General features: G+C 66.8%; 13 protein-coding genes and 1 pseudogene. 7 read left to right on the top strand and 7 right to left on the bottom strand.

What is annotated here, in order from left to right:
* Positions 1-119: 119 nt before the first annotated feature.
* Positions 120-854 carry a glycosyltransferase gene (locus tag OYT95_RS37105; protein WP_037239103.1) on the top strand — a complete coding sequence of 245 codons (735 nt, stop codon included), beginning with the start codon at positions 120-122 and terminating at the stop codon, positions 852-854.
* Positions 855-1,036: 182 nt separating this feature from the next.
* Entirely contained in the window at positions 1,037-1,879 is an 843-nt protein-coding gene (locus OYT95_RS37100) for an FHA domain-containing protein (RefSeq protein WP_268790445.1), read from the top strand.
* A 930-nt stretch (positions 1,880-2,809) separates the two neighbouring features.
* On the opposite strand, the gene OYT95_RS37095 is transcribed toward OYT95_RS37100, so the two are convergent.
* Entirely contained in the window at positions 2,810-3,238 is a 429-nt protein-coding gene (locus tag OYT95_RS37095; RefSeq protein ID WP_268790444.1) for an NADPH-dependent FMN reductase, read from the bottom strand.
* Between the two features lie 571 nt (positions 3,239-3,809).
* On the bottom strand, positions 3,810-4,085 hold the full coding sequence (locus OYT95_RS37090) for a hypothetical protein (RefSeq protein WP_081792605.1): 276 nt from the start codon (positions 4,083-4,085) through the stop codon (positions 3,810-3,812).
* Positions 4,086-4,229: 144 nt separating this feature from the next.
* On the opposite strand from OYT95_RS37090, the pseudogene OYT95_RS37085 reads away from it, so the two are divergent.
* Positions 4,230-4,444, top strand: a pseudogene (locus OYT95_RS37085) (hypothetical protein); the annotation flags it as partial.
* Between the two features lie 233 nt (positions 4,445-4,677).
* Here OYT95_RS37085 and OYT95_RS37080 read toward each other — a convergent pair.
* From OYT95_RS37080 to OYT95_RS37065, 4 genes are all read right to left on the bottom strand, one after another.
* The gene (locus OYT95_RS37080) at positions 4,678-4,800 is read right to left on the bottom strand and encodes a hypothetical protein (RefSeq protein ID WP_255221681.1); all 123 of its coding nucleotides are present in this window, start codon (positions 4,798-4,800) and stop codon (positions 4,678-4,680) included.
* Between the two features lie 288 nt (positions 4,801-5,088).
* Positions 5,089-5,415 carry a DUF6292 family protein gene (locus OYT95_RS37075; RefSeq protein ID WP_255221682.1) on the bottom strand — a complete coding sequence of 109 codons (327 nt, stop codon included), beginning with the start codon at positions 5,413-5,415 and terminating at the stop codon, positions 5,089-5,091.
* Positions 5,416-5,617: 202 nt separating this feature from the next.
* Positions 5,618-5,902, bottom strand: coding sequence for a hypothetical protein (locus tag OYT95_RS37070; RefSeq protein ID WP_268790443.1), 285 nt, complete (start codon positions 5,900-5,902; stop codon positions 5,618-5,620).
* Positions 5,903-5,951: 49 nt separating this feature from the next.
* Positions 5,952-6,311, bottom strand: a complete 360-nt coding sequence (locus OYT95_RS37065) for a hypothetical protein (protein WP_268790442.1) — start codon at positions 6,309-6,311, stop codon at positions 5,952-5,954.
* A 443-nt stretch (positions 6,312-6,754) separates the two neighbouring features.
* Here OYT95_RS37065 and OYT95_RS37055 point away from each other — a divergent pair, with 443 nt between their 5' ends.
* The 4 genes from OYT95_RS37055 to OYT95_RS37040 all read left to right on the top strand — a co-directional run bounded on the left by OYT95_RS37055 (position 6,755) and on the right by OYT95_RS37040 (position 10,595).
* Positions 6,755-7,426 (top strand): aquaporin, encoded by a 672-nt coding sequence (locus tag OYT95_RS37055; RefSeq protein WP_268790441.1) that lies wholly within the window; start codon positions 6,755-6,757, stop codon positions 7,424-7,426.
* Between the two features lie 215 nt (positions 7,427-7,641).
* On the top strand, positions 7,642-8,298 hold the full coding sequence (locus tag OYT95_RS37050) for a helix-turn-helix domain-containing protein (RefSeq protein WP_268790440.1): 657 nt from the start codon (positions 7,642-7,644) through the stop codon (positions 8,296-8,298).
* 54 nt (positions 8,299-8,352) lie between these two features.
* On the top strand, positions 8,353-9,783 hold the full coding sequence (locus tag OYT95_RS37045) for a DDE-type integrase/transposase/recombinase (protein WP_268790439.1): 1,431 nt from the start codon (positions 8,353-8,355) through the stop codon (positions 9,781-9,783).
* On the top strand, positions 9,780-10,595 hold the full coding sequence (locus tag OYT95_RS37040) for an ExeA family protein (RefSeq protein WP_268790438.1): 816 nt from the start codon (positions 9,780-9,782) through the stop codon (positions 10,593-10,595). The genes OYT95_RS37045 and OYT95_RS37040 overlap by 4 nt, the downstream gene beginning before the upstream one ends.
* Before the next feature lie 687 nt (positions 10,596-11,282).
* Here OYT95_RS37040 and OYT95_RS37035 read toward each other — a convergent pair.
* Positions 11,283-12,362 carry an IS110 family transposase gene (locus OYT95_RS37035; protein WP_268789892.1) on the bottom strand — a complete coding sequence of 360 codons (1,080 nt, stop codon included), beginning with the start codon at positions 12,360-12,362 and terminating at the stop codon, positions 11,283-11,285.
* Positions 12,363-12,842 lie beyond the last annotated feature (480 nt).

Below are 12,842 nucleotides of genomic sequence, written 5' to 3'. Positions count from 1 at the left end.
GACGCAGACCCCGACGTTTCGTGCGCCAGTAGCCGCAAGAAACGACAGAGCCGAGCAAGGTCCACCCGTGCCGGCACACCGAACCCGCCCGGGTTCGACTCACCACAGGAGTCAGGGCAATGACCACCACGCAACCCGATCCCACAACCACTGAGGCCAACATTCCGGTGCGGTGCGAGGACCGCCCGCCCGACCGTGCCCGACTTGTCACCGCCGCCGGCGTTACCGCAGCGACCGCGGAGCTGACCGCGGTAATCGGTAGCCACACACCTCGGGGACCGGTTACCGCCGTCCCACCGGGAATAGAGCGACGGACCTCGCCGCTGGATCCGAAGGCCGCGCGGTTGCTGGTCGGGCTCGCGCACCTTCCGACCATCGTCGCGGTCGGCCCATTCGACGACCCCGAGCACACCGAGCAGTTGGCCGCCGCGTTCACCGTGGTGCGGCGGCAATGCGAGGCGCAGCTCGTCCTCGTCGGGACCGGCGTGCACCGCGGCGCCGCCGTGCAGCGGGCCATCACCCACGACGCAAGGAATGGGATGCACCTGGTCGAGGTCTCCTCGGGGCATCGCTGGACGGAACTACTCGCCGCCGCCGATCTCGTGGTGCCCAGCACCACTTCGGGCGCGACGAGACTGCTGGAGGTACTCGCGTCAGGCCGGGCGGTGGTCACACCCGAACATCCGGACACCGTAGGGCTGGTGGTACCCACCAGCGCGGGACTGATCTACCGCCGCGGGGACGTGCACGGGATGACCCACGCGATACTGCGGCTCCTCACCACACCCGCGCTCCGTGACGGCATGGCCGCTCGTGCCCGTGAGGTCGCCCACCGGCACCACTTCAGCATATGAGGCAGCGACACTTCGACTACGAGATCAACTGCGCGGGGCCGCAGGACGTGGACGAATGAAGCGGCCGGACCCATCCACCGCTGAGCGGGGTACTGATGAACCGCATTGAACGAGCCCGCCTCTGCTACACCGACGGGGAAGGTCGTGAGCGTCAGCTGACATTGTCTGCAGACACTCGGCGGGTGACGGTAGGGCGCTCTCACCGATCGGGCCTCGCGTTGACCTGGGATCGTACGGTCTCCCGGCTGCACGCGGCTATCGAGTGGATAGGCACAGGCTGGTCGGTCATCGACGACGGACTGTCCCGCAACGGCACCTTCGTCAACGGGGAACGACTGGCCGGACGGAGACGGCTCCGATCGGGTGACATCATTCAAATCGGTGTCACCGCGGTCACCTTCGCCGGCCAGCACCACCCCGGTCCCGGCACTCCGCAGGTGCGGGCCTTCATCGCAGCACTAGCGAAACACCGCCTCATCTTCGACGAGGACGTGGCCCTCGCGTATCTGTCCGCCCTGGACGGTGCCGCGTCCGAGAACAATCAATTTCGGTATACCGACGAACGGCTCGAGCAGGAGGCGCACGACCTGGCCGATCGCGTTCGCCAGTCAATGCCTGACAGCGCCGCAGAACGCGACCACTACGCGTTCACACTGACCTCGACGGGAGACCTACTCGAGAAACTGTCCCGGTCGATGATGATCATGCTGGAGGCCCAAGCGGCCGGCGCTCTGCCCGCCGCACTCCCCTTCGCCGACCTCGCGAACATATACATCACCACGGTGCAGGAGCTGAGCAAGGCAATCACAGTGGACCCGCTCCCGGCCTGGACACCCGGAGGCGCCCGGTACCCGCTTATCGGCAGCGTCGTGATAGAGGGCATGGCAACACTATTCGAGGCTCTTGGATCCCTGCTACTCGACCACGGCTATCTGCCGACGCACGCACTCTGCGGTGAGGACCCCCTGGCACTTGCGACGAAGGCAATCGCACGTGCCTCCGCACTGCGGGAGCCTCGACGCTAGGGCTACCTGCTCTCGATCGACGGCCCGCCGACCGCACATCAGCCCACGATGCGGTCGCCTGCGGTCCACTGCCGCTACCGGCCACGCTCACCTCGCCGACACCAGCGACACCCTCGACGACATCGAAACCCCAGGCGACCGGTGTGCGAAAAGCGCCGGACGCGGTGACGGGGGCCTTACAGGTGGTGATGCCGATCGCCCTACTTTGTCGGCACCGCCACAAATCTGGAAACGGAAACCAAAGACCGATCCCCAATTTGGGACGAGTGCGTGCCGAAGGGCATTTTCAGCCTGATGCTACGAAGATCTCATCCTTCCACTCACTGCCCGCTCGTTGCCGTCCCATTGAACGGCGCGGGCCACGGCCCGCCGCTCGGGCACTGGAAGCGAGGACCCAGACCTTCCTATCGCTGCCCACACCTCAATTGCATTGCATAGTCCGGTATTTAGAACTTCGTGACGACCCCGCGAACGCCCGATCGAACGACGATACTCTGCTATTGCGACATAACAGCGCCAGCAGCATGAACCCCGACGCGGTCAGCAGGGCATCAGAGACCGCTGTCGCGTTGTCGTGACTGCCGAGGATGAGGTCGCGCGAACGGCGCCACGGCGACCCGAGCTCAGCGGCGAGTACCCCAGCCCTTCTTGGAAGTACAGCGCCTACGCCAGCCAGATGCCGATGAACCCGACGAAGTAAACGAGGGCGTCTAGGACGCGCACTTCGAAGACGAAGAGACTCCGCTCGAGGAAACGCTGCACGCCTTTGACTCGTTCGTCCTAGAGGACATGGTGCGCCACCTCGGCGCCTCCCACTACACGCGGGAGCGGCTCAACTCCGCCTTCGGCCTCCAGCGCACACACGGGCTCGCCTAGTTCACCCTCCTGTAACCGCACTACAACCTCGCCGAACGGGACTTCGAGCGCACGCTACTGCCCGTCGCCGATTCCTGGGACCTCGCCGTGCTGCCCTACTACGCACTGGCGAAGGGATTCTTGACCGGCAAGTACCGGCCGGGCAGGGAGTCGGCGAGTCCCCGCGCGCCGAGAAAACTTGCAACGAACGGGATGTTCACCGCCACGGGGCGGCACCATCGTCAAGGTTGCGACCACCTCCTTGATCGTCTGCACTGCCCTGGTTCCGGCGGACACACAGCCGTAGCTGACGAATCCAACAGGCTTGTAGGCCCTCTCGGTGTTCAGGTAATCCAACGCGTTTTTCAGCACCGCGTTGAATCCGTGGTTGTACTCGGGAGTGACGTACACGAACACATCGGCACGGTCGACGGTCGCACTCCAGTCCTTCGCGTGCTGATGGACGTACCGGCGATGTCGTGGATGATTCGTTTCGTCCATCATCGAGAGGTTCCCGTCACCCAAGTCGACCAGCTCCACCCTGAACCCGCGAGCTCGACCGCACACGAGGTCAACCGCTGTGTGTCGGGCCGCCGATCCATCCGGGACGGGTGCTGGCGATCACCACTTGACACGTCGGATTCGTTGCGTCTGACTCGACCATTACTGTCCATCCGGTCGAATCGAGGTCGTGCGGCTCGGATGAGACCCCTTGCCTATACCTAATCGGCGGAGGCCACTCCTCGGATCACGACAAATCGACAGGACTGTAACCACTCGGGCCAACAGGGACGCGACGACGAACACCAGAAAGAACACCGCCGACTCGACGGCGTTCTTCACCGTACTTGGCAGGTTTACTCGGCCAATCTGCGGGGATATGGACATGTTGCTTCTCCTGAATCCTCTCGGACACTTAGCAGATGGTTGTTGTGCAAAACGGGCGCCGAAAGTTCGCGGCGCGCCAGCGAAGTGGAGGACGGTGGCCCGCCGTGCAGCGAGGACGCGCGGCGCGGCGGACCAGCGAAAGGGACCACGGTAATTGACGTATGGCGCACCAGGCGCTGGTGCGTAGTTACCAGCTCCCGGTGCCCCAGCCTCCACCCCAGGCCGGGCCCCAGCCCCAGGCCGGCCCCCGGTCCCAACCCCCGTGATCGCCCCACCCGCCGTGATGCCCCCAGCCGCCGAAACGGGCCTGGCCGAAATGACCGGCCACGGCCGTCGGTGCAGTGGCAACCGCTGCCGGCTGAGCCGGCAGCGGATCCGCCGCGGCCGTCGGGGCGGCGGCGATGGCTACCGCGGCAGCGCCCGCCACCACTACCGGTGTGATGTAAGTCAGTTTGATTCGCATGGTGGCTCTCCTTCGATAGCTCCGCCTGAACGCTTTCCAGCATTGCGCCAAAGCGAACCCCTGTCGTCACCGCTGACACCCATCACTGCTCCCCACCAGCTGTAATTGCTGTTTACCTGCCAGCATGCAATGGCGCCACAGCGCGAAATGGTCTGTCCAGTCGAGTCCGTGTACTACGTAACCCGGTACCCGAACAGTGGAGCCACTACACCCGAGTCAACGCTGACTTTTTCGAAGAGCTCGGCTCGTCGGGCCGCGCATCCAAAGTCGGTATGCCGGTCAATGATCCGACGGCCGCCAAAGAATTGCCACCCATGGATGCCATCAATCGTGGCCGCACCCGTCGTCTGAACCGGTGATAATTCGCGTGAGCAGTGATGCAGTGAGGGACACACCATTCGGCATGTGCGGTCCTGACATGCCGAATGCCGCCGTCTGTGACGCCAGATGGTCGGACGGCTCCGGTTGCTGGCCACCAACTGGACACCGATCACATGGAGGTGTCGGCGTTCGATTCGGTCGTCGGCTCTCGCCTCGTCGTTCACGAGGCCAGTGTGTTCGGTCACGGTGGACTTTCGGATGGTGGGAGCTTCTACACCGTCAACGCCGACCAGTCGCCGATACCGCGCTCGCGCAACTCGACCGCCGCAGCCTCCAACGCGTCCCGGTTCGGCCAGGACCGCGGTAGATCGAGCACCAGGCGAGAAAGTCCCATGCGCCCCCGCCCTAGAGGGGCCACCGACCCCCGCCGCCGCCCGAACCACACGACGGTGTCTACGCGCCGCGGGCGCCCTCGACCACGGACTGCCGCAGCACGAGGCCATCGGCAGCCTCCGCACCGACACCAGCGGCGGCAGGTCCATGGCGTCGGCGAAGCGGTCGAAATCGGCTGTGATGCGCACCCTCAGCGACCGCAGCGGCCACGGGTAGGCCCCCAAGGACCCGCCAGGGCCGTGAGGTGGCCTGATCGCGCCTGCACGTGCACCCGGGGTAGGGCAATCTATCAAGAAGAGCCTGCGCGGACGATCCTGGGGGCTGACCGCCTGCTCGATGCCGGTGGATCGCCCTGACCGAGGTCCGCGATCAATTCGACAAGCCGATCGGCGCACCTAGTGGGCTCCGGCAGACGCCCCAATCCGAAACCGTCGATGATCACCACGTTGCCCTGTGTGAGTCCGGGGACTCCGAGAAACCACCCGAAGTGGCGATTCCAGGCCAGAACAGCCTTCCGTCCCAGGTAGTGGGGGATCTCGCAGGACAGCGTCAGGACGGCGTCGAAGGCGGGGATCTCGCACCAACAGACCGATTCGGCGTCCACCGTCGCAGCCACAGAACTTATGTATGCACAGACATCTGCTGAACCGGTGACCCGGACCTGACTGTTCACAATTCGACCCACTCTCGACAATCGCAGAACTCGGAGGCGGACGCGGTGCGCGGTAGCCGCGCTCTTACCCGCTGTTCGATGGCCCTATCTGAACTCGTTCCAGCATTGCGCTCGAGCGAACCCATGTCGTCACCGCTGACACCCATCACTTCTCCCCACCAGCCGGAATCCGTCCGTACCTGCCAGCATGCAGCGGCACTGAGCTCGACCGGCAACTATGCAGTCGGCGACCAGATGGCATCCGCATGCCGAGACGGCGCCATGCCTCGTCGGCGCCCGCGACGATCCGGGCACGGGATGCGGTGAGTTTGGCGCGGGTCTCGGCGTTCGCGATCGCGGCCGCGACGAGGTCCGCGAAGCCGGCGATGCGCGCCTCGGTGTCGGGTGGCAGGGGCTCGCGTCGCGTGGATCCGGCCGTGGCCGCGCCCACAGGTGGCCGTCGACGACGATCGGCGCTCCGACCCGACCGGTGCGGAATATTATCGCGGCGCGTTCTCCGTCATCCGGTTCAGTGTCGAATGATCAGCACCCAGGAATCGGGTCAACTCGCCTGCCGCTCCCGCAAACACCCCACCCGGATCGGATCCCAGGGCGACCAATGGCGCCACCCGCCGAAACGCGGACTGTAGCTCCGCGAGCACGCCCATCTCGTCGCGGTTGGCCTCAACCTCCCGACGGCGTTGATCTGCCTCGGTCGCGCGCGTTCGGACCAACCCCGCCACGGTGTTCGCGACAAGCGCGACGATCAGGACGACCGCGATGGCCACCCAGTTCTGCGCCCCGCTCGCACCAAGGTCCACGGGCCAGAGACCGAAGTAGTCGAAGGCGATGGCGCTCAAGCCCCCACACCGTCGAGACCACCAAGGCACCCAGAGGGAGACCACACCGGGCGTGCAATCGGCACCAAGCTTTTCGGAGGTGACGGGGCTGGAATCCTGCTGGCTAGAAGTGTTGATATCCGATGCCCCCAGCGAGGCATTCCACGCGCAGCCGATCCAGAAGGGCAGGCAACCAAGACTGAACCACCCTTGGCGATTCGCTGAAGAGTGACGACGAAATCCTCCACGTCGGTGACCCGACTCTCGAGGATACCCGCTCCCCGGCCACTGGCCAGCAACTCAATCGCGTGCTCGACGTCCGCCTGCCGTGGCCGGGTTGCAGCTAGCAGGTACACGAGCAGTGGGGCTGGCAGGGCGCCCTGATGGAGGCCAGCGCTGACGACACCGGCGTGCGGTCAGGAGATTCTGGAACTGCGCCAGATGACAAGCCGAGGAGGCTCGACATGGCCACATTCCCAGATGCCACTGCGGTCCCCGCGCTACGGCCGAAGATTAGATACGCGGTCGAATCGATCGGCGCGTTCTCCCTGGTGTTCACGGTCGGCGCCGCCGAAAGCGGCGGCAGCCCGATCCCCCCTCTGGCCCTCGGCGCGGTCCTGATGGTGATGATCTACGCCGAGGCGTACCGGTCCGGCGGCCATTACAGCCCGGCCACGACGATGCTGGCCCTGGTGCGAGGCCGGATCGGGCTGCGTGATGCCGCCGGGTACTGGATCGCGCAGCTCAGTGCCGGCCTGCTCGCCGTGGTGGCGGTGACCATGACCGGTCACACCCCGGCGGCCGCGTCGATGGTGGAACTGGTGTTCACCTTCGTCCTCTGCTACGTCGCGCTCGACGCCGCCACCCGCAGCCAGCCGGACAACTCGTTCTGCGGTCTGGCGATCGGGTTCATCGTGGTGGCGGGCACGTTCGCTGGCAACGCGATCTCCGGTGGCGCGTTCCACCCTGCGGTCACCGTCGCTGCCGGCGCAGGCACCGCCGCCGGATTCGCCCTCCTCACACTCAATCCCCCAACACATGATCCGGCCCCGCCGGACAGTGAGAAGAACCTGGCTATCCAACTTCGCCACCGCAGCCCCGGCCAACCCACACTCCGAACCGTCACCGACCGGTGACACCGACACAGACCCCGTGTTGAGCGTCGCTAGGAATGCCGAGGAGCGGGTCCGTCTCCGTCAGTGATGCTGCCGATCTGGGTGTCGGCGTCAGTGTGGGGTTGATCTTGGTGGTCTGCACCGTCAGTGTGACGAGGAACTGACGGGTGCACGGCGCCCCCGCTGAATTCTTGGCGGAGCTCACGGGGGCACCGTGCGTAGTGCGGAAGGCACTGATGGTCACGGTAGAGGTCGATCCTGTCCGCGTCGAGTCCCGCCTGTCGAGCGGAGAGATGTCCTGCCCGTCGTGCTCGGACGGGGTGTTGGCGGGGTGGGGTTTCGCCCGATCCCGCCCGGTGGCGGGCCTGGTCACCCCGGTGCGCCCACGGCGGGCCCGCTGTCGGGGGTGCGCGGTGACGCACGTGCTGCTGCCGGTGACGTTGCTGCTGCGCAGGGCATATCTCGCGGAGGTGATCTGGGCGGCGTTGGCGGCGAGGGCCCGCGGGAGCGGGCATCGCCCGATCGCACAGCGGTTCGGCATCCCGGACTCGACGGTTCGCGGCTGGTTGCGGGCGGCCGCGGCCCGCGCGGGTGCGGTGCGCAGCTGGTTCCTCGCGGTCGCGGTCACGGCGGGTGTCGATGTCACGGTGCCGAGGGCATCGGAGTCGGTGTGGGGCGACGTTCTCGCGGCGGTGGACGCGGCGCGAGCCGCGATCACCGCCCGGTTCGGGAGTGCCGCGGTCCTCGGCGCCGTGACGGCCGCGCAGGTCGCGGTCGCGGCCAGTGCTGGTCGGCTCCTCTCGCCCGGATGGCCGCTGGCCCCGGCATCGGATCCTGCAACACCAGTTGACCCTGCTGCGGAAGGAACCGATGCGTCATCGTCGCGGGTGTGACTGCCCGGCAACAGGTCCGGGCGGAACGAGCACCGGACGAAGGGAAGAAACTCCTTGCCTACCGACGATGAGAAGCGACGTGAGCGAAGCCAAGCGGTCGGGTTGTTCCGCTACCAATTGATCTGCCCGGCGCTCGATACCGGGTTGTCGACGAAGGCCCGGGGCCGGCTGGTGCGGGAGATCGCGAGCCGCGAACACACCGACCCGTTCGGGGCACGGGTGCGGTATTCGCGGGACACGCTCGACCGCTGGATCCGCCGCTACCGGGCCGGCGGCTTCGAAGAACTGATTCCCTCCCCGCGGGCGCGGTCGCCGCGGACCGACACCGCGACACTCGCGTTGGCGGCCTCGCTGAAACGGGAGAACCCGGCCCGCACCGCCGCCCAGGTGGGTCGGATCCTGCGGGCCTCGGCCGGCTGGGCGCCGTCGGAATCGACACTGCTGCGCCACTTTCACCGGCTGGAGTTGATCGGCCCCGCCGCCGGGAACGCCCCGACGGTATTCGGGCGGTTCGAAGCGGAAAACCCCAACGATCGGTGGACCGGGGACGCCCTGCACGGGCCGAGGATCGGCGGCCGCAAAACGTATCTGTTCGCCTTCCTCGACGATCATTCCCGGTTGATCACCGGCTACCGGTTCGGCTTCTCCGAGGACACGGTCCGTCTCGGGGTCGCGTTGGAACCGGCGCTGGCGGCGCGTGGCGTCCCGGGATCGGTCTACGTGGACAACGGATCGGCGTTCGTGGATGCGTGGTTGCTGCGAGCCTGCGCGAAACTGGGTATCCGGTTGGTGCATTCGACCCCGCACCGCCCCCAGGGGCGCGGGAAGATCGAACGGTTCTTCCGCACCGTGCGGGAGCAATTCCTCGTCGAGGTCGCCGACACCACCGCCGAGGACCTCACCGCCGCGGGTATCGATCACCGAACCGCATTGTTGGAGCTCAATCGGTTGCTGACCGGGTGGATCGAAACCGAATACCACCGGCGGGCGCACTCGGAGACCGGGCAGAGTCCGCTCGTGCGCTGGGAGTCCGGCTGGTCACGGCTGGGGCGGACACCGGCGATGCCGACGGCCGCCGATCTGACCGAGGCGTTCCTGTGGTCGGAGTACCGGACGGTGACCAAGACAGCGACGGTGTCGTTGCACGGCAACACCTACCAGGTCGATCAGGCCCTGGTCGGGAGGAAGGTGGAGTTGGTGTTCTCTCCGTTCGACCTGGAGACCGTCGAGGTCCGCTACCGCGACGCCTCGCACGGGCGGGCGGTGCCGCACACCATCACCCGGCACGTGCACCCGAAAGCCCGACCCGAAACACCGGAACCGCCGACACCGGTTGCGACCGGCATCGACTATCTCGCGCTGACCGCGAACCTGCACCACGAGCAGGTACGCAGCGATCGGCGGATCGGATATCACGCCCTCTACGGGCCCACCCACGACGACGGTGCCGGTGCCGGTGCCGATGAGAGCGGGTGGCCGGCATGAGTATCCAACGCCTGCAGTCGTACTACGGGTTCACGACGATGCCGTTCGGCCGCGGTCTGGCACCGGCGATGTTGCACCGGCACCCCGGCCACGCCGAAGCCGTCGCCCGGATCTCCTGGTGCGTTGACCAACACGCGCTCGGGGTGATCACCGGGGAGGTCGGCGCCGGGAAAACCGTCGCCATCCGCGCAGCGACCTCCGCGCTGGACCCGGCCCGGCACGTGGTCATCTACCTGCCGAACCCGTCGGTGGGAGTGCGGGGAATGTTGCATCACATCGTCACTGCACTGGGCCGGGTGCCGAGTTTCTACACCGCGACGCTGGCGCCGCAAGCCGCCGAGGCGTTAGCCGCCGAATACGCTGAGCGGGGTCGGGTGCCCGTAGTCGTGATCGACGAGGCGCATCTACTCGACAACGCGCAGATGGAAGCGATCCGGATGCTGACCAACCACGACATGGATTCGGGATCCCCATTCGCGGCGCTGCTGGTCGGGCAGCCGACCTTGCGGCACCGACTGCGACTCGGAGTGCTCGCCGCACTGGATCAGCGGATCGCGGTGCGTTACGCGCTGGCCGGGATGAGCCCGCCGGATTCGGCGGACTACATCACCCATCACTGCAAGATCGCCGGCCGGACGGATCCGTTGTTCTCCGACGACGCAGTCACGTTGATTCACAATGCGGCACGGGGATATCCGCGGGCGGTGAACAACCTGGCGGTGCAGGCGTTGACGGCAGCGTTCGCCGCGAAAGCATCCATCGTCGATGAGAAGTCCGCACGGGTGGCCGTCACCGAAAGTGGCCACGACTGAGTCACTGATTGTGCGACGTCACCACGCCGACGATGCCGTCACCATTCCGACGAAGGCCCTCCCCGCAACCGCGGGAAGGGCCCTTCTCATATCGGCATCATCGGCATCGACAGTGACGCCTTCCTCGGCACGTTCAGCGACGGACAACACCCCGACGTTCCGCGCGCCGAGGTGCCGCGAAAAGCGACAGAGACGAGCAGTGTCCACCCACGCCCAGCGCACTCAACTGATATGGACGCAGATTTGTCAAGAGGGCAGCAGGAGGCGGACGTCCAGGACCGTCGTCGTGGACGTCCGCCTCGGTGGCCCCGGATGAATCTGGTGGTTGGTGGCGAGCGTGTCGGTTATCGACGCGTTGTCGAAGTCTGATATGCGCGGGTTGGCTACCGCAAAGACAGTTGTTCGGCTGGAGTGGATCGCTGGTCTAACCTCGAGCGTGATCCCAACGTGCAGTTGAGGATTGCTCATAGTTGTCTCGCGGGTCACTCCCAGGCGCTGTTGTCACCAACCGTGTGATCATCCGGGACGTTCGTGGGGTCCTGCCGGCCCCCCGGTCAGTGCCTCATCGGTCGTCGCCGAGGAGCGGGGGCGAGGTTGGAGTCCCCGCAGCGCAAGCGAGGAGTACCGACCTTGCCGCCCGACGAGCAACGACCAGAATGGCCGCGGCGGGGGAAGGCGCCCCGTGGGTCAGTCGTCGAGCACGGCCAACGACCAGCACCACCCGGCGAGCTCGCGCGCGATGGCGGTGTTGGCCAGCACGGGACGCTTGCGGCGGGCGTCGAACCCGGCCCAGCGCTCGTGCAGGCGCCGGTTGCCCCGTTGCCCGCGGGCTCGGGCCGCCGGTGAGGCCTTGTCCCAGCGGCGCCGCAGATCCACCCCGGCACGATAGGGCTGTCGGTGATGCCAGGCGGCCTCGATCAGCAACCGGCGCGCGTGCCCGTTGCCGGTCTTGGTGATCGCCCCCTGCGAGCGGGAGGCGCCCGAGGACGACTCGGTGGGCACCAGTCCCAGGTAGGCGCCGATCGAGCGGCCGGTCAGCCGGTGCCAGTCCCCGATCTCGACCGCCAGCCCGAAGGCGGTCAAGGTGGACACCCCGCGCAGGCACCCGAGCCGGGTCACCACCGGGGTGTAGGCGCTGTCGGCGGCCATCCGGGTGATCGCGGCATCCAAACGGTCGCGCCGGCCGAGGGCGGCGAGCATGGTGTCGTACGCGGTCTCGTAGGCCAGTTGCAGCCCGGGCTCATCGAAACGCTGGCTGCGCAGCCAGGTGTCGTGCACCTGCGTCCACGCGTGCCCGCCGTAGTAGACGATTCCCTGCCGCAGAAGAAGTTTCGACAGCCGGTGCCGAGCCGCCATCAGATCCCGGCGCACGTCCTCACGGGCCCGCACCAGATCCCGGGCCGCCTCCTGCGCCACGCTCGGCACTGTGACCGGGGTGATCTGATCGAGGTGCAGCAATCTCGCCAGATGTCGCGCATCTCGCACGTCGGTCTTGACCCGATCTCCGGACGGGCGCTGCAGCTTCGAGGGCGCGGCCACCAGACACTCGATGCCGACAGTGTCCAGGAAACGGGCCAGCCCGAACCCGGTGGGCCCGGCCTCGTACGTCGCCTTCACCGGATCCGGCAAGGACCGGATCCACTCGAGTATGTCGCGATGATCGGGCGTCAATCGGCGCTCGAACAGCTCACCGGTCCGCCCGTCGAGGCCGCACGCGACGACCGATCGTGCGTGCACATCCAATCCGACGCTCGTACGCTGATTCATTGCTGGGGCCTCCCACATCTTGTGGCTCTACCGGCCAGGACCCGTTTCCTGTCGGCAACCCACGTTCACATGTGGAGTGGGCCCCAGCCCATACCCTCATACTGTCTAACCCGCCCGGGTTCGACCCCACCAACGCAGGCAGGGCAAATGACCAATACACAACCCGATCCCACAACCCCTGAGGCCGGTACTCCCGTGCGGTGCGAAGACCACCCGCCCGACCTAGCCCGTTTTGGCGCCGCCACCGGCGTCACCGCAGCGACCGCGAGGCTGACCGCGGTAATCGGTGACCACATCTTGTGCTGCGAGCTCCCCGCGGGCCGCGACACCGTGCCGTCGGCGTCCCCGTGATCCGCAATGGACGGGGCCGTTCGACACTGGCGCAGGCACTCGGGCTCCTGTCCGCGGCGCGCGAGCTCGCGGCGATTCCCTCGGATGAACACCACACCGCGATCCCGCTAAGCAACGAGTTTGGTCGCG

The organism is Rhodococcus sp. JS3073, from assembly GCF_026810085.1.
GTDB classification, from domain to species: Bacteria; Actinomycetota; Actinomycetes; order Mycobacteriales; family Mycobacteriaceae; genus Rhodococcus_F; species Rhodococcus_F wratislaviensis.
Note: the sequence above shows the minus strand (reverse complement) of the source record. Positions and strands in the feature narration are given on the sequence as shown.

Excerpts from the sequence above, each read along its gene's own strand:
- OYT95_RS37040 (WP_268790438.1), top strand. The coding sequence starts at position 9,780 with ATGAGTATCCAACGCCTGCAGTCGTACTACGGGTTCACGACGATGCCG.
- OYT95_RS37080 (WP_255221681.1), bottom strand. The coding sequence starts at position 4,800 with ATGGGACTTTCTCGCCTGGTGCTCGATCTACCGCGGTCCTGGCCGAAC.
- OYT95_RS37055 (WP_268790441.1), top strand. The coding sequence starts at position 6,755 with ATGGCCACATTCCCAGATGCCACTGCGGTCCCCGCGCTACGGCCGAAG.
- OYT95_RS37090 (WP_081792605.1), bottom strand. The coding sequence starts at position 4,085 with ATGCGAATCAAACTGACTTACATCACACCGGTAGTGGTGGCGGGCGCT.
- OYT95_RS37095 (WP_268790444.1), bottom strand. The coding sequence starts at position 3,238 with ATGATGGACGAAACGAATCATCCACGACATCGCCGGTACGTCCATCAG.
- OYT95_RS37105 (WP_037239103.1), top strand. The coding sequence starts at position 120 with ATGACCACCACGCAACCCGATCCCACAACCACTGAGGCCAACATTCCG.
- OYT95_RS37035 (WP_268789892.1), bottom strand. The coding sequence starts at position 12,362 with ATGAATCAGCGTACGAGCGTCGGATTGGATGTGCACGCACGATCGGTC.
- OYT95_RS37050 (WP_268790440.1), top strand. The coding sequence starts at position 7,642 with ATGGTCACGGTAGAGGTCGATCCTGTCCGCGTCGAGTCCCGCCTGTCG.